This window comes from Virgibacillus kekensis (assembly GCF_042654125.1).
Classification (GTDB): domain Bacteria; phylum Bacillota; class Bacilli; order Bacillales; family Amphibacillaceae; genus Lentibacillus; species Lentibacillus kekensis.
In genome coordinates this window covers 48,725-70,835 of sequence record NZ_JBHSFU010000005.1, presented here as the reverse complement: position 1 = coordinate 70,835, position 22,111 = coordinate 48,725, and the positions used below count along the sequence as shown (strand labels likewise).

The 22,111-nt window shown below is 38.5% G+C and carries 25 protein-coding genes; 21 read left to right on the top strand and 4 right to left on the bottom strand.

What is annotated here, in order from left to right:
* Positions 1 to 28 precede the first annotated feature (28 nt).
* From ACFO3D_RS10595 to ACFO3D_RS10535, 13 genes are all read left to right on the top strand, one after another.
* Positions 29 to 1,399, top strand: a complete 1,371-nt coding sequence (locus ACFO3D_RS10595; protein WP_390295692.1) for a CpaF family protein — start codon at positions 29 to 31, stop codon at positions 1,397 to 1,399.
* Entirely contained in the window at positions 1,371 to 2,300 is a 930-nt protein-coding gene (locus ACFO3D_RS10590) for a type II secretion system F family protein (protein ID WP_390295690.1), read from the top strand. Before ACFO3D_RS10595 ends, ACFO3D_RS10590 begins: the two co-directional genes overlap by 29 nt.
* A 3-nt stretch (positions 2,301 to 2,303) precedes the next feature.
* Positions 2,304 to 3,239: a type II secretion system F family protein gene (locus ACFO3D_RS10585; protein WP_390295688.1), complete on the top strand. Its 936-nt coding sequence runs from the start codon at positions 2,304 to 2,306 to the stop codon at positions 3,237 to 3,239.
* A 24-nt stretch (positions 3,240 to 3,263) separates the two neighbouring features.
* Positions 3,264 to 3,482, top strand: a complete 219-nt coding sequence (locus tag ACFO3D_RS10580; RefSeq protein WP_390295686.1) for a hypothetical protein — start codon at positions 3,264 to 3,266, stop codon at positions 3,480 to 3,482.
* Between the two features lie 47 nt (positions 3,483 to 3,529).
* The gene (locus ACFO3D_RS10575; RefSeq protein WP_390295684.1) at positions 3,530 to 4,951 is read left to right on the top strand and encodes a VWA domain-containing protein; all 1,422 of its coding nucleotides are present in this window, start codon (positions 3,530 to 3,532) and stop codon (positions 4,949 to 4,951) included.
* Positions 4,952 to 5,011: 60 nt separating this feature from the next.
* A complete protein-coding gene (locus ACFO3D_RS10570; protein WP_390295682.1) occupies positions 5,012 to 6,412 on the top strand; it encodes a hypothetical protein in 1,401 nt (466 codons plus the stop codon).
* Between the two features lie 75 nt (positions 6,413 to 6,487).
* Entirely contained in the window at positions 6,488 to 7,315 is an 828-nt protein-coding gene (locus ACFO3D_RS10565; RefSeq protein ID WP_390295680.1) for a hypothetical protein, read from the top strand.
* Between the two features lie 17 nt (positions 7,316 to 7,332).
* On the top strand, positions 7,333 to 8,043 hold the full coding sequence (locus tag ACFO3D_RS10560) for a YciC family protein (RefSeq protein ID WP_390295678.1): 711 nt from the start codon (positions 7,333 to 7,335) through the stop codon (positions 8,041 to 8,043).
* A gap of 5 nt (positions 8,044 to 8,048) precedes the next feature.
* Entirely contained in the window at positions 8,049 to 8,450 is a 402-nt protein-coding gene (locus ACFO3D_RS10555) for a TadE/TadG family type IV pilus assembly protein (RefSeq protein ID WP_390295675.1), read from the top strand.
* Positions 8,447 to 9,112: a Tad domain-containing protein gene (locus ACFO3D_RS10550; RefSeq protein ID WP_390295673.1), complete on the top strand. Its 666-nt coding sequence runs from the start codon at positions 8,447 to 8,449 to the stop codon at positions 9,110 to 9,112. The genes ACFO3D_RS10555 and ACFO3D_RS10550 overlap by 4 nt, the downstream gene beginning before the upstream one ends.
* Positions 9,113 to 9,127: 15 nt before the next feature.
* On the top strand, positions 9,128 to 9,337 hold the full coding sequence (locus ACFO3D_RS10545) for a hypothetical protein (RefSeq protein WP_390295671.1): 210 nt from the start codon (positions 9,128 to 9,130) through the stop codon (positions 9,335 to 9,337).
* 803 nt (positions 9,338 to 10,140) lie between these two features.
* Positions 10,141 to 10,968 (top strand): hypothetical protein, encoded by an 828-nt coding sequence (locus ACFO3D_RS10540; RefSeq protein ID WP_390295669.1) that lies wholly within the window; start codon positions 10,141 to 10,143, stop codon positions 10,966 to 10,968.
* Positions 10,969 to 11,446: 478 nt separating this feature from the next.
* Positions 11,447 to 12,274, top strand: coding sequence for a hypothetical protein (locus tag ACFO3D_RS10535; RefSeq protein WP_390295667.1), 828 nt, complete (start codon positions 11,447 to 11,449; stop codon positions 12,272 to 12,274).
* A 159-nt stretch (positions 12,275 to 12,433) separates the two neighbouring features.
* Here ACFO3D_RS10535 and ACFO3D_RS10530 read toward each other — a convergent pair whose 3' ends face one another.
* Positions 12,434 to 12,703, bottom strand: a complete 270-nt coding sequence (locus ACFO3D_RS10530) for an SAV0927 family protein (protein ID WP_390295664.1) — start codon at positions 12,701 to 12,703, stop codon at positions 12,434 to 12,436.
* A 107-nt stretch (positions 12,704 to 12,810) separates the two neighbouring features.
* On the opposite strand from ACFO3D_RS10530, the gene ACFO3D_RS10525 reads away from it, so the two are divergent.
* Both ACFO3D_RS10525 and ACFO3D_RS10520 read left to right on the top strand, forming a co-directional pair.
* Complete coding sequence (locus ACFO3D_RS10525) at positions 12,811 to 13,248, top strand: DUF86 domain-containing protein (RefSeq protein WP_390295661.1); 438 nt, start codon at positions 12,811 to 12,813, stop codon at positions 13,246 to 13,248.
* A 17-nt stretch (positions 13,249 to 13,265) separates the two neighbouring features.
* Complete coding sequence (locus ACFO3D_RS10520; RefSeq protein WP_390295831.1) at positions 13,266 to 14,036, top strand: TIGR01457 family HAD-type hydrolase; 771 nt, start codon at positions 13,266 to 13,268, stop codon at positions 14,034 to 14,036.
* Positions 14,037 to 14,619: 583 nt separating this feature from the next.
* On the opposite strand, the gene ACFO3D_RS10515 is transcribed toward ACFO3D_RS10520, so the two are convergent.
* Positions 14,620 to 15,132, bottom strand: coding sequence for a phosphatidylglycerophosphatase A family protein (locus ACFO3D_RS10515; protein ID WP_390295658.1), 513 nt, complete (start codon positions 15,130 to 15,132; stop codon positions 14,620 to 14,622).
* Between the two features lie 90 nt (positions 15,133 to 15,222).
* Between ACFO3D_RS10515 and ACFO3D_RS10510 the strand changes: the two genes are divergently transcribed.
* Entirely contained in the window at positions 15,223 to 16,194 is a 972-nt protein-coding gene (locus ACFO3D_RS10510; RefSeq protein ID WP_390295655.1) for a protein kinase family protein, read from the top strand.
* A gap of 24 nt (positions 16,195 to 16,218) precedes the next feature.
* Positions 16,219 to 17,181, top strand: a complete 963-nt coding sequence (locus ACFO3D_RS10505) for a 2-hydroxyacid dehydrogenase (protein ID WP_390295653.1) — start codon at positions 16,219 to 16,221, stop codon at positions 17,179 to 17,181.
* Between the two features lie 67 nt (positions 17,182 to 17,248).
* Here the strand turns inward: ACFO3D_RS10505 and ACFO3D_RS10500 are convergent, their stop codons facing one another.
* Entirely contained in the window at positions 17,249 to 17,473 is a 225-nt protein-coding gene (locus ACFO3D_RS10500; protein WP_129673330.1) for a NifU family protein, read from the bottom strand.
* A gap of 147 nt (positions 17,474 to 17,620) precedes the next feature.
* On the opposite strand from ACFO3D_RS10500, the gene ACFO3D_RS10495 reads away from it, so the two are divergent.
* The 3 genes from ACFO3D_RS10495 to ACFO3D_RS10485 all read left to right on the top strand — a co-directional run bounded on the left by ACFO3D_RS10495 (position 17,621) and on the right by ACFO3D_RS10485 (position 19,319).
* A complete protein-coding gene (locus tag ACFO3D_RS10495) occupies positions 17,621 to 17,953 on the top strand; it encodes a YuzD family protein (protein WP_390295650.1) in 333 nt (110 codons plus the stop codon).
* Between the two features lie 14 nt (positions 17,954 to 17,967).
* The gene (gene dapF, locus ACFO3D_RS10490) at positions 17,968 to 18,828 is read left to right on the top strand and encodes a diaminopimelate epimerase (protein WP_390295829.1); all 861 of its coding nucleotides are present in this window, start codon (positions 17,968 to 17,970) and stop codon (positions 18,826 to 18,828) included.
* 134 nt (positions 18,829 to 18,962) lie between these two features.
* Positions 18,963 to 19,319 carry a HesB/IscA family protein gene (locus tag ACFO3D_RS10485; protein WP_390295647.1) on the top strand — a complete coding sequence of 119 codons (357 nt, stop codon included), beginning with the start codon at positions 18,963 to 18,965 and terminating at the stop codon, positions 19,317 to 19,319.
* A 243-nt stretch (positions 19,320 to 19,562) separates the two neighbouring features.
* Here ACFO3D_RS10485 and ACFO3D_RS10480 read toward each other — a convergent pair whose 3' ends face one another.
* The gene (locus ACFO3D_RS10480; RefSeq protein WP_390295645.1) at positions 19,563 to 20,546 is read right to left on the bottom strand and encodes an NAD(P)/FAD-dependent oxidoreductase; all 984 of its coding nucleotides are present in this window, start codon (positions 20,544 to 20,546) and stop codon (positions 19,563 to 19,565) included.
* A 300-nt stretch (positions 20,547 to 20,846) separates the two neighbouring features.
* Between ACFO3D_RS10480 and ACFO3D_RS10475 the strand changes: the two genes are divergently transcribed.
* The gene (locus ACFO3D_RS10475) at positions 20,847 to 22,064 is read left to right on the top strand and encodes an NAD(P)/FAD-dependent oxidoreductase (RefSeq protein WP_390295643.1); all 1,218 of its coding nucleotides are present in this window, start codon (positions 20,847 to 20,849) and stop codon (positions 22,062 to 22,064) included.
* The last annotated feature ends 47 nt before the right edge of the window (positions 22,065 to 22,111 follow it).

Here is a 22,111-nt window from a genome sequence, read left to right as displayed (position 1 = left end):
AATTATCATAATTAAAGGTGGTGAGACAATGCCTCTTTTTCAGCGCAATAATAAGGAAGAACCTAAGGATAATTATCGGTCAGACTATATAGTCAGTAATTCTTACATAGATGAGTTGGTAGAACACTATAAATCCAGACTGTTAACAGAGGTCAACCTTGAGCAGCTCACCAGCCTGCATGATGCTGATAAGCGGCTCAAAATTGAACGATTTATTAACCAGTTCATGACTGAAGAAAAAGTTGTTATTCCTAGACATGATAAAGAGACCTTACTTACAAGACTTATTGATGAAAGTGTAGGATTTGGTCCAATTGAATCGTTGCTAAAAGACGATGAGATAACTGAAATTTTGGTGAATGGACCGAAAGAGATTTATGTAGAAAAATACGGGAAGCTTGAGCAAGTAGATGTAGCGTTTAAAGATGAAGCACATGTCAGACATATTGTCGATCGAGTGGTTGCACCGCTGGGGAGAAGAATTGATGAAAGTTCTCCTATGGTTGATGCAAGGCTTCCAGATGGTAGTCGTGTAAATGCAGTGATTTCACCGATTAGCCTCGGTGGGACCATTATTTCCATTCGTAAATTCAGAAAGACGCCTTTTATTATGGATGATTTACAGAAATACGGCACCTTTACCAGTGATATGTCTAAATTTCTGCAAGCTTTAGTAAAAGGAAAAATGAATGTACTTATTTCAGGTGGTACTGGTAGTGGTAAAACAACGCTGTTAAATGCATTGGCAAAAGTTATTCCACTTAATGAACGTGTGATTACGATTGAAGATTCTGCAGAGTTAAGACTTGGGCGTAAGAATGCAGTCGGAATGGAAGCCAGACCACCGAATGTTGAAGGTGAGGGTGAAATTTCCATTCGCCAATTAGTAAAGAACTCACTACGTATGCGGCCAGATCGAATCATCGTGGGGGAGGTTCGAGGTGCAGAAGCCTTCGATATGCTTCAAGCAATGAACACTGGTCATGAAGGATCGCTAACCACCGTTCATTCTAACACACCAACAGATGCGATTAATCGAGTAGAAGGTATGGTTGTTATGGCCGGCATGAACTTACCCACCCACATTATTCGGGAATATATTGTGGGAGCATTAGATTATATCGTTCAAGTACAACGCTTGTCAGACGGTACTAGAAAGATAATGAATATTGCTGAAGTTGAAGTTGGAAAAGACAATAAAATTGAGGTTCGGGATATCTTCCGGTTCAAACGAACAGCTGTAGACGAACAGGGAATGATCCATGGTTATTATACAGCTACTGGCATCCGCCCAAAGTGTATAGAACTTATGGAAACATTGGGCATTACGTTTAGGACAGATTTCTTTGAACCTGAAGGGGAGATAACAGATGAGCTTAACCGTGTCCGTACTTTATAGTTTAGCAGTCCTGTCTTTACTCATCTGTTCATATTTTTTCCTGGGTTACAGGAATCAAAAAAAAGAATGGAAGCAAAAGGTTAGAGAATGGTATCCCGAGGAGCAAAGAAAAAGTGTAATCAGTAAATTGGGTGACCAATTTGATGAACGCGAAAGCTCAAACAAATTACGAAATAAGCTACAAAATGCCAATTTAAAATTATTGCCATCCGAGTATATGGGGGCGTTGATACTCGGGTATCTTGTTTTATTTGTTTTGTTTTACTCAATATTCAATATGCCTGTACCAGTTAGTCTATTACTTCCGCTTGCTATTGTAGTAGCACTAAACTTTTTACTCTTTTACTTCAGGAAAAATAATTATGAAACTCGTTTTAATGAACAATTATCAGAGATTTGCAGATTACTAGGAAATGCAGCAAGATCAGGTCTTACTATAAACCAAGGTATTGACATTGTGGCAAGGGAAGTAAGTGAACCTGCAGGGGGTGAATTTAAGCGTATTTCAAATGAATTAAAGTTAGGGGTCTCCTTAGAATCAGCATTACGATCAGTGCAAAAACGAAACAAATCAAGAGACTTCAATTTGTTTATTGCAACGCTATTAATCCAAAAGAAAACAGGTGGTAATCTTGCTTTGACACTGGATACGATGGCTAATACCTTTGAAGATCGTAAAGTGCTCACCCAGACAATAAAAACTATGACCTCGGAACAAAAATATATTTCATTTATTGTTCCAGCACTACCGGTGTTTTTGTTACTTGTAATGAATAACGTTATTGATGGGTTTATTGATCCGCTTTGGAATGGATTTGGAATCGTACTATTAATTCTTTTCCTTGGAGCAATCCTTCTTTCATTCTTCTTAATTCGAAAAATAACAGATATAAAGGTGTAGCTTATGGATGCATTAATTATTATAACGATAATAGCATTTTGGTTTTGTTTTGTACTATGTATGAAGCATTTATGGTCGTTTTTGCAGGGAAAAAGAAGTGTGCTTGATCATGTCGCAAATGTAACACATGTTGATCCATTTGAGAAAAGGCAAAAGAAGAAAAATAGAAGAGCATCTGTATTTCAGCAAGTTACCAAATACGCAGATGATTTTTCAGAACTTGGTCAACGAATTAACTTTTTTAGTGAGAACCACAGTGTGAAAGAGTGGTTAAGAAAATCCGGGAATCCATTACAGTTAACGGTTGAGCGATTTCAGGGATTAAAAATATTTCTCTTTATAGCTGGTTTCATTATAGGGGTTTTAGCTGTAATTATCGGTCTTCCGTTTTCTCAATATATGTTAGTGTTTGCACCTATTCTGGGATACTTTATTCCTATCATTCTAGTTAGAAAAGAAGCTAAAAAGCGGCAAAATTTAATCCGTAAAGACTTACCTGACTTTCTTGATACGGTAAGTACTAGTGTGCAGGCGGGTGTTAGCTTGGATCACGCATTAAGAGAGGTAATCCGTTACTTCGATGGACCGATACGTGAGGAATTTTCAAGGTTCAATCAGGAAATAGATTTAGGTGTACCTAGGGAAAAAGCATATCGAGAACTACTCAATCGTAATGATAACCCTGAATTTCAATCACTAATTAAAGGACTTATCCAAGGGCTGAATTTAGGAATCCCGATTGCGAAAACGTTTAGAATCCAGGCGGATGATATGCGGCAGATTCGTGAAGAACAAGTTAAGGAACAGGCAGCAAAAGCATCGCCAAAGGTTACGCTGGTAACAACTTTTTTAATTGCCCCAGTATCCATATTGATGATTGCGGGATTGATGATCATGAATATGTTGATGGGTGACAATAGTATTTTCAGTAATTTCTAATAAAAAATTTGGGAGGAATTTAAAATGAATTATTTAAATGGACTTTACGCGAAAATGGTGAACACGCTTGAAGGATGGAAAAATGACGAAAGAGGATCTCAGACATTAGAGTGGATTGGGATTGCGGCAGTGGTTGTTATTGTAGTAGGACTGGTTTCTACAGCATTTGGTACGTTGAAAATAGGTGAGACCGTGGTAGAGAAATTTGAAACATTCCTTGAAAATATTGGAAGTGGCAGCTAATACAATTATTAAATCTACAACTCTGTAAATATAAGGAGAAGTAATTCATGCTAAAAAACTTATGCTATATTCTTTCAGTTTTCATCTTTTTATTAATCATGACTGCTTGCAGCGAAAATAAAACAGGTGATAACAATGCCGAAGATGCTCTCAAAACAGAAGAAACATTAGAATCTCAAGAAAAGACTAAAGATGTAGCGAGCTCTGATAGTAGTGATGAAGGTAGTAAAGAAGGTAATAAAAAAGTTAATGAAGTTTTAAAAAATACCCCACTTCTTCCGACAGATGAGGCTGGGTTTGTTAAACAAAATCCAGGAAAATTTGCGAATAAAGTTATATGGGATGTAGAAGAAGAAGTTAAGCAAGAATTAAAAAAGCTTCCACCAATGAGCGAAAATTCAACTGAACAAGAGTTGAAAAAATATTTAAGCTATATGTATTGGCTGGTGGCAGAAGACTTTCCAAACCCTGCAGATGTAGTCAAAAAATGGGAGTTTGCTTCATTTGGAAACCCAAACTTACCAGATGCAAGATATCATTTTAAAGAAAATTATAATGTGGAAATCATTCTGGATGCTAGTGGAAGTATGGCTGCCGACGTGAACGGAAAAACACGTATGCAACTTGCTAAAGAGACCATTAATAATTTCCTTAAGAGTATTCCTGAAAAAGCAAACGTCTCTTTACGTGTATATGGACATAAAGGATCAGGGTCTGACAGTGATAAAGAAATGTCGTGTGGTGCGATAGAACAAGTTTATGGATTTGCTCCTTACGTTGAAGCTAAGTTTCAAAAGGCACTTAACCAATTTAATCCAAGTGGATGGACTCCGATAGCTGCAGCATTAAAACAGTCAAAGAATGCATTAAAACAATTTGATACCAAAACCAATACGAACCTCATATATCTGGTAAGTGATGGAATCGGTACCTGCGATGGAAATCCCGTTGAGGTAGCTGAATCACTATCAAAGTCGAATGCAAAGCCAATCATTAATATTATTGGTTTTGGAGCGGATGCAAAAGCACAATCACAATTACAAAAAATGGCAGAAGTATCTGGCGGAATATATAGCACTGTAAATGATCAGCGAGGCTTAGCTGAAGAGTTTGAACGTGCTGAGGAAGTATTGGAAGCCTGGGAGGACTGGAAAGAGGATGCCATAGAAGACCTTGATATGGTAGGCGTACACAACAGCTTTGACATTATGAAAATAACAAACGACTGGTCTTCCATTTCAACATCACAATCAAATAACTTAGTTAAAGTGATTGGGATCGCTCAGGATCTTGGAATAATTACAATTGATCAGAGGTCAACTTTATCTAGTATGGAAAACGATGTGGTTGATAGGATTGATAAAATTAAAGATAATATTGAAAACCGCTTAGAGAATATTAGTATCGAAAACATTGAAAAACTTAAAAAATCCATTAATGAAAAATACAACAAACAAACTCAGAATTAACATAAGCGAGGGATGATTATAAGAAGAGTGTAAAACGGGGTGATGAAAATTGGCAGGTTAATGAGTAAAGTTTTTGCTCTTATAGCAATCCTTTTCGTCACTTTCCAGCCGGTAATGGTTCCTGTTGTATACGCTGTGGATTCATGGACTGGAAAGACATGGTCGGGAGATCCCTGGGAAGGCAACCCATGGGAGGGTAACCCTTGGGACGGAAGTAGATTAGAATGGGAAGGCGACCCGTGGATTGGAAAGTCGACTGAAGGCGAAACATGGTCCGGTAAAATGACAGACGGTGATAGCTGGGCCGGAGATGGAACTGACGGAGCTAGTACGGATGGGCAGGATTGGACGGGTTACGACTGGGAAAGTGTACCCTGGTATCTAAAAGGATGGAATCAAACTGGGTTTAATGGGGAGAGCTGGAATCAAAAAGGTTGGATAGGCAACGGCTCGTCAGGTAATCCCTGGTTAAATTCTGGCTGGGAAGGAAATGGTACAGCCGGCAATCCATGGTTGAATCCATCTTGGACTGGGCTTTATGGACCTGATAGTCCATGGATGATGTACGGTCAAAATGGTTATGGAACAATTGGAAATCCATGGGCAATTCCTGGTTGGTCGGGAAATGAAACCTTAGCTGAATCCGGAATCCCGGAGATACCGAATTTTTATGACACTGAAGGGTTCCAGATAGGTGAATATGTTGTAAAGGATATTATAAACGGGCAAGCACAATTTATAAATGCAGCAATGATTTACCAAGAAAAAATGGCGGCCGGTGAAGATGTCAAATTCGGAGTTGGTAGTGCAAGGAAAATGTTCGGCAACATGGTTGTCAACGGTATGAAGTTAGGAGTAGGCAGTAATTTTATTACGGATGCTTATGATACTGCAACACATGTTGAAGATGGAATCAATGCAGTTAGTGACTTTCAGAAAGCGCGTGACCTGAAAAGATTAGCAAATGCTGGTAATGTAGCTGAGGCAGCAGATGATCTGACTGATGCGGTAAATGCAGGTGATACTTTATCAGACATATCTAATACAACTGGTAAAATGGGTGCATTGTCCAAACTTAATGTCGGAGTTGCAGCCTTGGGAACTGGAGTTTCAGCTGTAAAGACATACAATAGTATTGACAACGCAGTAGAAACTTTTAATAGTGACGCTACAGGAGCTGAAAAGACCTCAGCAGCTGCAGATGTTGGTGCAAACCTTGGTGACACATTAATGAATGCTGGAATCGTTACAAGCGCAATCCCGGGTGGTCAAGTAATTGGCGCGGGAATGGCAGCTGCGGGCGCTGGTTTATGGGTAATATCAAAAGGTGTTAAATTATTTGCAAACAATTGGAAAGGAAGTTTAGGATCGACCGCTAAATCCCTGGCGAAAAAGGCAGGTAATGCTATTAAAGATGGCGCTAAGAAGGCATGGGATACTGTAACTGGCTGGTTTTCCTGATGAGATAGTAGAATAGCTCTGGCTCCCCGCCGCTAAACATTTATTGAATAGGACCAAACAACAAGGAGTTTAAGTATGGATAAAATTGTTTTAAATAAAGAAAAGCTAGTAAAGATTGCCAAAGACAACAAAAAACTTTTCGAAAATTATTATGTAAAACGTTTTGCTTATTTGGTTAACGGAAAACCATATTATTTTGCAATCTTTAAAAAAGGAGATAAAACAAAGGGGTATGCTGTTTTATCTCCCGAGTCTGGTAATAAGAATGATCAACTAGTGGCTTTACGGCCATTATTGCATTATTCCGTAACCATCAACAATATCTTAACAGACGGAAAATACCGGGCAGACGTTAATTTCGCAGGATTTTATGAGGTACGGGATTATTTAAGAAGAGTTGTTGAGGGCTCTGTATTGAACGCTGATCTTGAAGTGATTTATCGACGCTCCCTATCCATCATTCAGAATATGATCGAGTTGCAAGAATCCTTAGTCGAACACTACAAGGAAGCAATACGTAAATACGAAGCTGTAAAAGAAAAAGGATTTATTACCGAGGAAGATATAAATGATATAAAGAAATATATACCACTTCTTATGAGGATTCAATATAAGCAGTATTTAGAAAGGTACGACTACAGGAGCGATTTTGATGTAATATATGCAAATAGAAAGGAATTTGAAATTAAACAATTTGATCAGTTTACAGATCCCAGGACACTGAAACAATTGACAACAGATATTGCGGAAAAAGAAATGAAAGAGGGACTATCACGGTTGGATTATGGAAGAGATTTACATGATATGACAGATGAGGAATATGATGAAATGGTTCTAACTGAATATAATATGAAACTTGATCAACAGTTGGAACGAGTCAAAAGTAAATTAAGATATCCTTAAGGGACCAGGAGTTTATTATGATAAAACCTTTAAAATTCACATGGGAAATATACACAGGAAAGTTTGAGAAGCTTCTTGTTATAATGCTTCTGACAACTTTACCGTTGTTAATAGTACATTCACTAGTTACAAACTATGTATATGCCATAACGCCTAATTTAATTGGTGTGTACTCTGTGGCTGATATTTACTATGGTTTTTTGACCTTACTATTGTATCTATTTGCACAGATACCTTACATTAGCTTTGTACTTGCTGAATATGAAGGTAATGAACATAGTCTTAAACACGCTCTATATATATTTATTATAAACGGATTCACCATCTTCCTATTTTCTTGTATTGTTTCATTGATATCAACAATAGGATTTATGTTATTTGTAGTACCTGGGTTAATATTGCTCTCACTAGTTTTCCCTATCCCTTACATCAGTATATTTGATGAAAAGTCTGTGTGGAAGTCTTTTAAAGAAGGTTTTCGATTAGGAAAAAAGCATTTCTTTAAGCTTTTATTAATTGTATTTATTTCAGGTATGGCCGAGCTTATATTCGGTATCTTCGTAACAGCTCAACTGTTTAACATTACATCTTCCTATGCAGCACAAATCATCACGCAAATTGTTTTAAATCTATTATTCTACCCATTCATTATTATCCTTTTAACTTCTTACATGATTAAATGGCGTGAAAAACAAGAAGTTTTGGAAGTAAATGTTGAGGAGGCATAATTCCCATGAATTGGTTGAGGAAACTCCAAAAAAATGAAGAAGGCAGTGCAACAATTGAATTCCTTGGAATTGTCCCGTTAGCATTTTTGTTATTAATGATTATTTGGCAGTTTATTGTGGGAATTAATGGCGTTTTGATTACTCAATCTGCTGCAAATGAGTATGCAAGTGTATATTCGATTACGAAAAGCCACGTAGAAGCTCATCAGGCAGCTAATGAGATACTAAATGCCACTGGTGATTACTTGCATACAGTTGCGATTTCAGGTCCGCCTGCTGGGGTTAAGGAATTCGAAGCTAATGTAAGTGTAAATATTGAATTTGTATTTTTGCCTGATCGTATTTTTGGTGAAATCTCACCATTTATTCCATATACATCTACTGCGTACGGCAGGGTGATTGAGTGATGGAAAAGTTTAAAAATGAACAGGGTAATATCGCATTATTTGTACTTGGAATGCTTGGAATTATGATGGTACTCTTTATCTTCATTGTCAATATGGGGTTTGCCTTAACGGTTAAAGAGGATTCAGCAACAACGGTTCAACAAGCAAGTATGGCTGCATCGAGTGTATTGTATGAGAATGTCAGAAATCTCATTTATAACTATGAACATGACACTTTAGAGGGTGCTGTGCAAGCTTTCTTCAGAGATATTGAAGAAAAAGTTGATCAGAAAGCTGAAGAACTATCAAGTAATCCAACATACCATGACTGGTCTGCTAATGAAATTGAGTTAGAAGCATTTGATATTGTCTTAGAGAATGAACTCGATAGAGATATAGTTAGAGCAAAGCTAATGGATATACTGCAGTATGAAGATATAGAGGAAAATGTCATTGATATGGCTAAACAAACTATTAGTCAAAATGGTGGAGAACTGGCAGGGGCTGAATTGGCAATACATAACAATAGAATCTATGTCCGGGCTTCTAATGAAATGGAAAGTGTTTCATATGATGGATTTATGGAAGGGATTAGAAAGAAGATTTATCAAGAATCTGCAGGTCCAAAAATAGACTTTCTTGAAGATATTTGGACATATGATTCGCTGATTCAATTAGATTAAGGGGAGGAATGTGTGTTGTCTAAATCCGAAAAAAGGTGGAGAAGATTCTATTTGACCTTGATGATCTTCATATATGCTGTTTATGTTCCTGTGACACTGATCGAGTGGTTGGCAGGAGGTGGCGGTATTCCATATACTGCTGTAATCGTCGGAATAGCCTTACCTTACATGCGGAAAAACCATATCGAATCAATACGGGAGAAGGAAGGGAAATCGGGGGTATAAATTTCACCCTACTCTTCATTATGTTTGTTTGAATCAAGATAGCATGAGAACTCTTTTGAAACGCTGTTTGTTTCTGTGAATTAAGGTGATATTTTGAACGACAAATTATGGAAAATAATACAAATTTCAAGCTTTGGGTTTGCGATGGCAATAGTGTTATGGGTGATTTTTACATTGCAGAGTACCTCAACCTGATGGTGGTTGGCAACTTACATTTCCAAGTGTAAGGTATCAAATAGTTGCTTTAGTTCCATTTACTCTGCTAACTCTAACATGGGCATTTGCTACCTATGTACGAAAGGAAGGCGAAGTTTCTGTTAAAGCAGCAAAACGTGCTGGACTTTTTTAGTAGGGTTCGGGATATTTTATTTAATCCTACAGGTGATTAATCCGTAGAATTACAAGTAGTTAACCGTTGTTGGAATAGGGTGGTATTTTGAAAACCAAACTCTGGAAGATAATACAAATTGGTGTTAATGCTTTTGGGCGTATACAATATTATAGTTCTTCCGCTTGAAAAATTACCAGGTGGGGGATGGCAAGCCACCTTTCCGAGTTTAACCTATCAGAAGAGAAAGAAAGGGCAAGGGAATTAATTGATCAAATGAGGAAAGAGCGGGCGAAAGATTAACTTCTATATAGATATGCACCTTTGGACTTGAGGATAAGTTTGAAGGTGCATGTTTGTTTTACGGAGAATTAGCTTATGAAAAAGATGTTGGTTTTCTTAATAGAATAAAGCGTTAGCTCTATTCTATTAACTTTAAAAATATTTCTATGTCAATTATATGGGAGCCACAAAAATGGAAAAAATTATTCTTGAAAAAGAAAAAATTATAAAGCTAGCCAAAAAGCAAGAAAAGTGGTTTGAGAACTATTATATTAATCCATATGCTTATTTAGTTAATGGAAATCCATTTTATTTTTCGAGTTTTAAAAAAGGTGATAAAACAAAAGGGTATGCAATCATTTCACCTACCAGTAAAAATAAAGAAGATCATTTACAGGCACTTAAACCACTTTTACATTATTCAGTATCAATTCGAAACATAACTACAGATGGTAAATATCGAGCAAATGTTAATTTCTCGGTATTTTACGAGGTACGAGATTATTTAAAAAGAGTGGTTGAAGGAAACGTATTGGACGCTGATAATGAAATGATTTATAGACGTTCACTATCAATCATTCAAAATATGATTGATCTGCAGGATTCATTAGTTGAACACTATAAAGAGGCAATACGTAAATACGATGCAGTAAAAGAAAAAGGTTTTATTACCGAGGAAGATATACAGGATATCAAAAAATATATACCACTACTTACGAGAATACAATATAAACAATATCTGGATAGGTACGCTTACCGGGATGATTTTGACGTAATCTATGAGAATAGAAAAAAACCGGAAATTAAACAGTTTGACCAGTTTTCAGATCCAAGAACACTGAAACAATTGACAACAGATGTTGCGGAAAAAGAAATGAAAGAGGGACTATCACGGTTGGATTATGGAAGAGATTTACATGGTATGACAGATGAGGAATATGACGAAATGGTTCTAATTGAATATAATATGAAACTTGATCAACAGTTGGATCAAGTCAAAGGCAAATTAAGATATCCTTAAGCAACCGGGAATTTATTAGGTTGGCAGGTGTAAAATGTCTAAAAAAGTATGGAAGAAACTAAGATTAACTTGTATGATATTAGCCTTTTCAATTATTGGATTTTTAATGAATTATTTTGAAACACCTGATGATGGTTCAAAGAGTTATTTGGGTGTTACGTTGATGGTATTGTTCTCTATGTACGGTGTCTTTTTGATTTTCGAAAGAGTGAAGGAGTTAGTTACGAAAGAAGTCAATTATAAAACTTATATATACGGGGTTTGTCTTACTTGCAATGTATTTGTTCTCGGTTTTCGTATAATTGTTTAAATATGCTTGGTACTACTATAAAACTTGTGGATGGTAGAGTCTATAGGAAAAAGAGAAAATGAGAAATACTTAAACGAACATCTGCAATTACAGGTTTCAGATCAATAAAATAGGGCATTAATGCTCTATATTATTATGCCTATAATAATATAGTTACAGGAGGTTATTATGGAAAAGGTAGAGCTGAATCAGGAAAAGTTAATAAAGTTAGTAAAAAAGCATAAAAAACTATTTGAACACTATTTCATCAAACCTTATGCTTACATTGTAAATGATTCATTATTCTATTTTGCAAGCTTTGAGAGAAGAGGGAAGACAACTGGATATGCCATTCTATCCCCAAACTCTAATAATGAAAGTGATTATATGAAGGCAATAAAGCCATTATTACACTACGCAGTTTCAATAGGGAATATATCGAATGATGGTAAATATAGAGCAAACGTAGATTTCAGAATTCTTTACGAGGTCAGAGATTATTTAAAAAAAGTTATAGAAGGCAATGTATTAGATAGTGATAATTGCATAATTTATCAAAGGTCATTAGACATCATTCAAAATATGTTGGATAACCAGGCAAGGTTGATAAATACTTACAAAAATGCAATAGAAAAGTTTGAGCAAGATAAAGAAAAGGGGTATATAACAGATGATGACATGCAGGAAATGAAGGGTTTTATACCAATATTTATGCGTCTGCAATATAAACAATTTGTTGACCGGTATGATTATAGAGAAGATTTTGATGTAATTTATAATAATAGAAACAACAAAGAAATAAAGCAGTTTGATGAGTTTTCGGATTCAAACACTCTAAGAGAAATGACATCAAAAAAAGCGGAGAATGATTTGAAAAATGCCTTAACAGAGGTTTCCTATGGAAGGGACCTCCGAGATAAAACAGATGATCAATATGATCAGATAGTTATGGATGAATTAAACAAAGAGTTAGATATACTTCTGAAGCGAGTTAAGATTAATTTGAGAAATCCTTAAACAATAATAAGGGGCTTATTATGAAAAAACCACTGAGATATACATGGGAAACATACACAGAAAAATTTATGAAACTTCTTGTTATAATGCTTCTCACACACGTGAAATATACACAGGAAAGTTTTAAACCCGGGGGGATTATTCCCGCCGGGTTAATGTCTAAAGCATATTCCTCAAAAACTCTCTGATTTCATCAGCTTCCATTTCGGTCTCATGGAAAATATGTTCTATCTCGCCCTCTTTTTCTAGTTCTTCTTTTCCCAGTACAGCAAATCGGTTTTTCTGCAGATAGATAACAATACTTTTATCTGGGTTTTCCTCATTCTGCATAAATGCAAAATCGTACCGCTGCAAATTGCCCATGAAACTGATGTAACGGACTTCTTTCGACTTTGTTTCGTCCTTCAGAATATCAAATTTCTCTTTCATTCATTTTCACCTCACGGAATTGGCATTTTTTTTACTATATCACGATTTGTTTCTGGGTTCATTTATTTTGTGATAATATGTACATAGCAGTAATTGGAGGGGAAAAAATGTACTTTGTTGATCGTAAAAAAATTGAAGAAACGCTGGAGTATTTTAATACGTTGCTTAAGGAAGTATCTAATCATAAATTTGAAACGTTTGCTGAAAAATTATACTTAGAGCGAACAGTACATATGGCGATAGAATCAATCCTCGATGTAGGTAATATGATGATTGATGGGTTTATCATGCGTGACCCGGGCAGCTATGAAGATATTATCGATATTCTTGTCGATGAAAAAGTAGTCCCTGAACACGATGCGGACGATTATAAGTCGTTTATTGAATTGAGAAAGATGGTTGTGAAAGAATATTTGCAGATTGACCATACGGCACTAGCTGAAGCACTTCGGAACAACAATGACCTGCTAAATAGCTTTAGTGACCATATTAGGAGTTACCTGGATAATGAGCTCGGCGTTGCTAATGCTTTTTCAAATGAGTAAGGGAGAACTGTATAGTGATAAAACAATATAATGCATATTTGATTGATCTCGACGGCACGATGTATCGTGGCAGTGAGAAGATTGAATCGGCCTCCAGGTTTGTCAGAAAACTGAAGGAAAAGGGTATTCCGTATCTTTTCTTAACCAATAATTCATCAAGTACACAGGAGCAGGTTTCCCAAAAGCTTGAATCTATGGATATAGACTCCACACCAGAACATGTCTTTACATCCAGTATGGCTACTGCAAAGTTTATCAAAAGCAAGAAGGAAAATGCTCGTTGTTTTGTAATTGGTGAAGAAGGATTAAAGGATGCTTTACAGCGTGAAGGCCACACCCTTACTGATGAGGCATGTGATTTCGTGGTAGTGGGGATTGACAGGGATATAAATTATGAAAAGCTTTCTATTGCTTGCTTGGCGGTCCGTAACGGAGCGGAATTTATATCAACCAATGGAGATGTTGCATTGCCGACTGAACGTGGTCTGGAACCAGGAAATGGTGCGCTGACGTCTGTTATTACTGTAAGTACCGGACAAGAGCCAACATTCATTGGAAAACCGGAAGAAATCATAATGGAGCAGGCATTGGAAACTATCGGGGTTTCTCGCGAAGAGACACTGATGGTGGGGGATAATTACCACACGGATATTCTTGCGGGGCTCAATGCTGGGGTGGATACACTTATGGTCTTTACCGGTGTGACGCCTTTTGAGAACTATGGAACCCTTGAAAGGAAGCCGACTTATTATGTGAAAGATTTGGCGGAATGGATGGAAAATATATAAGTGAAGCTGCTCGTAATGAGCAGCTTTTATTTTAATATAGTATATAATTTGAGGCGTTGTTCAGCTTTTGACAGGGCAAGCCATGTCCAGCTCCAGCGCCCAGCAACTAGCAAACTTCACACTCCTTCACTACGATAAAGAAGACTTGCCGATTGGTGTAACTAGAGGCTTAGTCGCCCTTATACCCCAGGGTGAAAAGAAGACTTGCCGATTGGTGTAACCAGAGGCTCAGTCGCCCTTATACCCCAGGGTAAAAGAAGACTTGCTGATTGGTAAAACCAGAGGCTCAGTCGCCCTTATACCCCAGGGTAAAAGAAGACTTGCTGATTGGTGAAACCAGAGGCTCAGTCGCCCCTATACCCTTGTGGTGAAAGTCAACATCACTTCGAAATGTAAGGAAGGCCGACTAAAACCGGCCTATGCGGCCATCGTCGGCATACCCCATTTGCAGGGGCATGTTTCCTTTATCTCATTATAGAAAAAGGAGGATCGTCTAAAACCGCCACTTTGCGTGGCAACGCCGACCTACCTTCGATGAGCGGGCACAATTTGTACGTTGCTAAACGGGTGCTTGCGCTTTTCTTTATTCATCAAGCATTTTATCATCGGCAGTGGCGTGTGCCAGTCTGCTTGAAGCAGCGGCGGCGATAGCCCCCACGATGTCATCAAGAAATGTATGGCATTCACCAGTGGATTTGTCGTTCAGTTTTTTCAGGATCCCTGGCTTTTGTTTGTCGATATAACCATAGTTGGTAAAACCAATTGAACCATATACGTTTACAATGGAAAAGGCTACAATTTCATCAATTCCATAAAGGCTTTCATCGGTCTCCAATGTTTTTTGCAATGGTTGATCCAGCTTTTTTTGTTCAGTCAGTCTATCAATCTGAATACCGGTTAAAATTGCGTTTTGTACTTCTCTTTTTGTTAAAACTCTGTCAACGTTATAAAGGCAATCTTCCATACTTAAATCCTCATGATATTTTGACTGAAGGTAATAAACGAGTTCTGCAATATCGTCAAGGGTTACTCCTCGTTCAGTAAGCCATTCTCGGGCTTTTAATTCCAATTCACTTTGATTTGTGTTTTTATCCATTACTACCACCTACTCTTCCAAAAAAGTTGTTAAGAACCATCCTTTTAAAACATACACTAATGTTGACAGGATTAACAGGGAGGGAAAGCCGTGAAGGAATTGCTCAGTATTCATTATGGAATTCACGTTGATGAACGTATCATATGGAATGGACTGGAAGGATTCCGATATGATAATTTCTTTTATTTTACCACCCCGCTGTTCCATAGGGAAATTATCCATATGGAACAGTCGGCCCTCGCTTATTATTTACACGAAAATGGCTGGCCTCAAACTGCCATTCCGATTCCGAATAATGAGGGGAACTGGTATACACGATACAGGGAAAAAGATTATCTGGTTTTTCAAGTAGAATATAAGTCTTATAACCATAGTATGCCGAATGGTGAAGCGTTGGCGACATTTCATGATACTGGAGCAAATTACCAGTATGAACCACAGATGATTTCCAGTTATGGGCAATGGAAACATCTCTGGGCTGAAAAGCTGGATGCATTCGAACAGCGAATTTTAACCGATATAGGTGACTACCCGGGTTCTTATTACCGGTTGGTACATGATACGCTTCCATATTTAATCGGGATTAGTGAGAATGCAATTCAGTATATGCAGGAAAGTGAGCAGGAAACACGCTTTCATAAAGCTGATCAGGGCGCCATAGCTTTTAGACGATACAACGGCCAGCTTCATAATAATGTAATTATGATGACCGACTTTGTGTATGACCATCCCGTACGAGATATCGCAGAATACATACGCAGCAGATTTCTACAGGAAGAAGATCCACAAAAGGAAATCGCTTCTTTTTTGAATGATTACCAAAAAATTCGTTCGTTATCCGTGTTCAGCTGGAGAGTATTATATGCCCGGCTGATTTTCCCAGCACACATATATGATGTTATTGAGCAAGGGTTTCACGAGGAAAACAAGGAACGGTGCAATACAAATCTGGCCGAACTATTGAATCAGCAACAACGGTATGAAAAAAGGCTTGCTGAATTCTATAATATTGCGGGTACAGATTATGAACGTATGCAGATTCCTGTGTTACACTGGTTATAATCATATTTCGTGGAGTGATTACGGATGAAAAAACCAGTAATTTTTATTACCCGAAAAATTCCGGAAGCAGTTTTGGATCCTTACCGGAAATCATTTGAGCTTCTGATGTGGGATGAGGAAGAGACACCTGTCCCGCGGGATGTTTTGCTACAGGAAGCAAAGGGTGCAGATGGAGTCCTATGTTTATTAACTGAAAAAATTGACCGTGAATTTTTTGATACAGCGGGGAGCCTAAAAGTTGTGGCTAATATGGCCGTTGGATTTGATAACATTGACACTGAGGCTGCTAAAGAGAAAGGTGTGGTTGTTACTAACACACCTGACGTTCTAACCGAGACAACTGCTGATCTGGCGTTTGCACTATTGATGGCCGCAGCACGCCGTATTGTAGAAGCAAGCGACTATATCCGTGAAGGTAAATGGGAACATTGGTCGCCATATATGCTAGCTGGTAGTGATGTCCACGGGAAGACAATTGGAATTGTCGGCATGGGGAGAATTGGTGAAGCTGTAGCACGCCGGGCAAAAGGGTTCGGCATGTCGATTATCTACCATAACCGTTCGAGAAAGGTTGACGCCGAAAAGGAACTGGATGCCAAGTACAAAGATTTTAATTCCCTGCTGGAGGAAGCTGATTTCGTTGTTTGCCTTACGCCGTTAACTAATGAGACACGCAACATGTTTAGTGAAGATACTTTTAAAAGAATGAAAGATTCTGCTGTATTTGTTAACGTGTCACGCGGTGGAACGGTTGATGAGGAAGCGTTATATCATGCAGTAGAGCGGGAAGAAATAGCTGCGGCTGGGCTAGATGTCTTTCAGAATGAACCCATTTGTGCTGATCATCCGCTTGTTCAGCTTAAGAATGTTGTCTGCCTTCCGCATATCGGGTCGTCAAGTACAGAAACCCGAACCAAAATGCTAGAGCTTTGCCTCGATAACCTGAAAGCCGTATTTAATGACGAACCGCCTATCACTCCTGTTTAATCAGACAAAAAGGCAGACACGGTAACCCGTATCTGCCTTTCCCTTTTAACGTTGCTTTTATATATGATTAAAATACTTGTTCGATTTCAGTTACACCAGGAACTTCGGCCATAAGGGCACGTTCAATTCCAGCTTTAAGTGTGATTGTAGAACTTGGACAGTTCCCACAAGCACCCATGAGACGAAGAAGTACAATGCCATCATCATCAACATCAATTAGCTCCACATCTCCACCATCCCGGAGTAAAAATGGGCGTAATTTGTTTAACACTTCCTGTACTTGCTCTTGCATTATGCATCTTCTCCTTTCTATGTATCATTATAAAACGAAATGAAGAAAAAATCTATCCAAAATTTCACTTACCTATTATAGTTACTTTTATTTTATCTTTAATGAAAGTTTTTGTAAAATAAAAGTAACTACGAGTTAGGGGGGTAAATGATGGGGGAAAATATTATCATTACGGTGTATGGTGCCGAGCAGATCTGTGCAAGTTGTGTAGGTGCTCCGGGATCTAAAGATACGTATGAATGGTTGCAGGCTGCGATTGGCAGAAAATACGCTGATGATTCGATTACTTATGAATATGTGGATATAGATCAGACCCCTGAGGATAAAAAACATCAACAGTTTATTGAACGAATAGTTGAAGAGGATTTATTTTATCCAATAGTTTTTGTAAACGATGTTATGGTTGCAGAGGGAATCCCCAGGTTAAAAACCATATACAGCGAACTAGATAAACATGGCGTGGAACTTTTATCATCATGAAATGAGGTTTTTGAATAATGGAGATACCTTTCACAAAAATGCATGGACTTGGCAATAACTATATATATATTAATTTATTTGAGTTTAACCTGGAAGAACGGCATTTCAGCAGATTGGCACAAGCGGTATCAGATGTCCATACAGGTGTCGGCTCTGACGGACTTATTCTGATTCATCCCACTGATGAGGCAGATGTTGGAATGCGAATTTTTAATAGGGATGGTTCTGAGGGGAAGAACTGCGGGAATGGCCTGCGGTGTGTAGCAAAGTTTGCCTATGAAAATGGAATTGTTAAGAAGGATACATTTAAAATTGAAACACGTGCTAACACGGTAGAAGCGAAAGTGAGAGCCGATGCGGGTGCGGTAAGTGAAATAACAGTAAATATGGGGCAGCCACTATTAAAGCGGTCATCAATTCCGATGGTAGGGGAGGAAGCAACGAATGTTGTAGCCGAGCCATTTCCGGTGGGCGATCTGGAGCTTTCGTTGACAGCTGTATCAATGGGTAATCCTCACGCCGTCTTTTCGGTTGACGCCATAAAAGACGCTCCAGTATACCAACTCGGACCAGTTATTGAACAGGATGAACGTTTCCCGGAAGGCGTGAATGTTGAATTTATTGAAATAATCTCACCAACCGAGATAAATTTCAGAGTCTGGGAGCGGGGCTCCGGGGTGACGCAGGCATGCGGAACCGGTGCGTGTGCCTCGGCCGTAGCAGCCGTATTGAATGGAAAAGCGGAGCGGGATCAGGATATCACAGTTCACCTTGAAGGCGGCGATTTGAACATTAAATGGGATACTAATGGGGATGTTTGGATGACCGGTGGCGCCGAGGTCATTGCTTCAGGGACTTTTAACTATCGAATTTAACGTTTGAATCGTATGGTGAATGCTAGTATACTGGAAAATAATAAGTCCATCGCATCGAGAGGCTTTCCGTATGGTAAGTTTTCTCAGAAACAGTCAACTCAAGGAAATTTGTGAGTAAAGAGGAGGACATTAAGATGGTTATTACGGTCACAGAAGAGGCTGCAGGCCAGGTAAGAGAAATGATGAAGGCAGAAGAAGAAGGTGTCCGTCTCCGCTTTGGGATTAAAGGTGGAGGTTGCAGTGGATTATCTTATTCTTTAGGGTTCGATTACGATGTTAATGAAGAACTGGATATGGTTGATGAGATTAACGGTATTCCAGTTGTTATCAATAAGCAGGATGCACCTATTATCGAAGGAACTAAGATTGATTTTAAACAGAACATGATGGGTGGCGGCTTCAGTATTGACAATCCAAACGCGATTGTTTCCTGTGGTTGCGGATCTTCCTTTAAAGCAAAAGAGAGGGAAGGTATACCAGAAAAATGTTAACGAAAAAACTGGAGCGCTGATGAGGCACTCCAGTTTTTTTGGGCTGAGATTTGTTTCTGCAAGAAGATTATTGAGGGAAGTCAAGCGCTTATCCGGCGATTTTCAGGTAGAATCCGGCGAAAATTGAAGTGATTCCGGCGAATTAGCACGCGAATCAGGCGAAAATCACTGAACATCCGGCTATTTCACTAAAAAAAGCTGTCACATTAGGATCCAGTATCCTGAGTGACAGTTTTTAACAATTTAAAACATACTCGTTGAGTGTTTTGGTTGTATACGTGCTTTTGGATCGATATATTGTTTTGCGTTGTTAATTGCAGTAGGTCCTTCCCCGAACCCTGTGGCAATCAGTTTAACCTTACCTGGATACGTTGTAATATCGCCGGCAGCGTATATGCCTGGTATATTCGTCTCCATTTTGGAATTTACAACGATACTATTTTTTTCTATTTCAAGACCCCAATCCTTGATTGGCCCTAGCGTTGAAATGAATCCATAGTTACAGAGTACAGAGTCGACTTCAACTTCCATTTTCCTATCACCTTTAACTTCCTCAAGTGTTACATGAGTAATCCTCTCGGTACCATGCACATCAGTTGGAACAAACGGCGTCAACACATCGACATTAGAATCCATCAGCTTTTCGACACTGCTTTCATGGGCACGGAATTTATCACGACGGTGAACGAGACTTACTTTTTTTGCAATCGGTTCAAGCATAAGGGCCCAGTCAACTGCTGAATCCCCGCCACCAAGCAGCATAACGTTTTGATCTTTGTATTGATTCATATCTTTTACGTGGTAATGAAGGTTGTTTCCCTCAAACTTTTCCGATTCCCCCACACCTAAGCGACGTGGCTGGAACGCACCATTTCCGGCTGTAATAATGATAGTTTTGGTGTAGTGCGTTTCTGTGTTAGAAGTAAGTTTGAATGTCCCGTCTTCCAAACGTTCGACATCGGTTATCGATTGTCCCAAAACGATTGTAGGATCAAACATCTTTGCCTGTTCCTCAAGATTGTCCACTAGATCCTGTGCACGGACCTTCGGAAAACCTGCAACATCATATATATACTTCTCGGGATAAAGAGCGGTTAGTTGTCCGCCCGTATGTGGTAAACTTTCAATTATTTTAACGCTTGCCTGCCGCATTCCGCCATAAAATGCCGTAAACAGACCGGTTGGGCCAGCGCCGATAATTGTTACATCATATATTTTATCTGACATGGAAATTCCCCCATTTATCGTTGTCATGTTTTGCACCATTCCTATCATAGCATAAACAAATAGCGTATGTGTAACGATGGACACAGTGCTTTTTTTTGGATTATCTCTAATTCTATGAAAAAATAAGGTTGAAATTTGTCGAAAAAAAGTCTAATATAGTCAATAGGTATTTATATTACATTTGTGTAACAAAAATTACATAGTTGAAATCAGTGCTTTTTTTATGTCTTTATACGTGAAATAAGTCACATACGTGATTAAAATGATCGCTCTTAAATAAAAAAATGGAAGTGATGGGGAATGAAGAAACCAAATATCGTTATTTTAGGTGCAGGATATGGGGGAATGATGACTGCGGTAAAGTTGCAGAAATCACTTCACATCAATAATGCAGCAATTACGCTTGTTAATAAACACGATTATCATTATCAGACAACATGGCTGCATGAAAATGCTGCGGGTACACTTTCACCAGAACGCACCCGTATTCCGATCAAGGAAGTCTTAGATACCACAAAAATCAACTTTGTAGAGGATACCGTGGTAGCAATAAAACCTGAAAACAAGAAGGTTAAGCTGGAGAATGGAGTACTTGAGTACGATATTCTTGTCATTGGGCTCGGATTTGAATCTGCTACATTCGGCATTCCGGGGCTTGATGAAAATGCATTTTCAATCACCAACCTCAACAATGCCCGCTTGATTAGGGAGCATATTGAATATAACTTTGCTATGTACCACAGTGAGGGGAATAATCAAGGACGAATCAATATAGTAGTAGGTGGTGGAGGTTTCACTGGGATTGAATTTCTTGGTGAACTTGCCAACCGGATTCCTGAACTATGTGAAGAATATGATGTGGATAAAGCATTGGTACGTGTCATAAATATTGAGGGGTCGCCATCAGTATTACCTGGATTTGATCCGCAACTAGTGGAATATGCGATGAATTCGTTGGAAGCACGTGGGGTCGAATTTATTACAGGGGCTATGCTGAAGGAATGTAAGCCAGATGGTGTGGTATATGAAAAAGACGGTAAGATTGAAGAAATTCATGCTTGTACAACCGTCTGGGCCGCTGGGGTCAAAGCAAACTCCCTCGTCGAAGAATCAGGGTTTGAGACCAACCGCGGTAAAGTGGAAGTTCGTACCGACATGCGCGCACCTGAATATGATGATGTGTTTGTAATTGGCGACTGTGCTTTAATTATGAATGAAGAAACAGGACGCCCATATCCTCCGACCGCGCAGATTGCTATCCAAGAGTCAGACGTAGTTGCGCACAACATTAAAGCACTCGTTGAAGGCCATGAAGAACTAGAAACATTTGAACCAAAGATACTGGGAACGGTAGCATCCCTTGGACATAACGATGCGATAGGTGTTGTTATGAACGACCGGAAACTCTTTGGCTTTAATGCCACAGTTATGAAAAAAATCATCGATAATCGTTATCTGCTTAAATTGGGTGGTATCGGATTGCTGATGAAAAAAGGGAAATTCAATATATTCTATTAAAAGCAGAGGCATTTCCGCCTTTGCTTTTTTCTACTATTAATAATAAA

Coding starts and splice junctions, on each gene's coding strand:
- ACFO3D_RS10565 (WP_390295680.1), top strand. CDS start 6,488: ATGGATAAAATTGTTTTAAATAAAGAAAAGCTAGTAAAGATTGCCAAA.
- ACFO3D_RS10480 (WP_390295645.1), bottom strand. CDS start 20,546: ATGTCAGATAAAATATATGATGTAACAATTATCGGCGCTGGCCCAACC.
- ACFO3D_RS10560 (WP_390295678.1), top strand. CDS start 7,333: ATGATAAAACCTTTAAAATTCACATGGGAAATATACACAGGAAAGTTT.
- ACFO3D_RS10540 (WP_390295669.1), top strand. CDS start 10,141: ATGGAAAAAATTATTCTTGAAAAAGAAAAAATTATAAAGCTAGCCAAA.
- ACFO3D_RS10515 (WP_390295658.1), bottom strand. CDS start 15,132: ATGGATAAAAACACAAATCAAAGTGAATTGGAATTAAAAGCCCGAGAA.
- ACFO3D_RS10535 (WP_390295667.1), top strand. CDS start 11,447: ATGGAAAAGGTAGAGCTGAATCAGGAAAAGTTAATAAAGTTAGTAAAA.
- ACFO3D_RS10495 (WP_390295650.1), top strand. CDS start 17,621: ATGATGGGGGAAAATATTATCATTACGGTGTATGGTGCCGAGCAGATC.
- ACFO3D_RS10595 (WP_390295692.1), top strand. CDS start 29: ATGCCTCTTTTTCAGCGCAATAATAAGGAAGAACCTAAGGATAATTAT.
- ACFO3D_RS10570 (WP_390295682.1), top strand. CDS start 5,012: ATGAGTAAAGTTTTTGCTCTTATAGCAATCCTTTTCGTCACTTTCCAG.
- ACFO3D_RS10485 (WP_390295647.1), top strand. CDS start 18,963: ATGGTTATTACGGTCACAGAAGAGGCTGCAGGCCAGGTAAGAGAAATG.
- ACFO3D_RS10475 (WP_390295643.1), top strand. CDS start 20,847: ATGAAGAAACCAAATATCGTTATTTTAGGTGCAGGATATGGGGGAATG.
- ACFO3D_RS10555 (WP_390295675.1), top strand. CDS start 8,049: ATGAATTGGTTGAGGAAACTCCAAAAAAATGAAGAAGGCAGTGCAACA.
- ACFO3D_RS10580 (WP_390295686.1), top strand. CDS start 3,264: ATGAATTATTTAAATGGACTTTACGCGAAAATGGTGAACACGCTTGAA.
- ACFO3D_RS10525 (WP_390295661.1), top strand. CDS start 12,811: ATGTACTTTGTTGATCGTAAAAAAATTGAAGAAACGCTGGAGTATTTT.
- ACFO3D_RS10505 (WP_390295653.1), top strand. CDS start 16,219: ATGAAAAAACCAGTAATTTTTATTACCCGAAAAATTCCGGAAGCAGTT.
- ACFO3D_RS10575 (WP_390295684.1), top strand. CDS start 3,530: ATGCTAAAAAACTTATGCTATATTCTTTCAGTTTTCATCTTTTTATTA.
- ACFO3D_RS10500 (WP_129673330.1), bottom strand. CDS start 17,473: ATGCAAGAGCAAGTACAGGAAGTGTTAAACAAATTACGCCCATTTTTA.
- ACFO3D_RS10585 (WP_390295688.1), top strand. CDS start 2,304: ATGGATGCATTAATTATTATAACGATAATAGCATTTTGGTTTTGTTTT.
- ACFO3D_RS10530 (WP_390295664.1), bottom strand. CDS start 12,703: ATGAAAGAGAAATTTGATATTCTGAAGGACGAAACAAAGTCGAAAGAA.
- ACFO3D_RS10590 (WP_390295690.1), top strand. CDS start 1,371: ATGAGCTTAACCGTGTCCGTACTTTATAGTTTAGCAGTCCTGTCTTTA.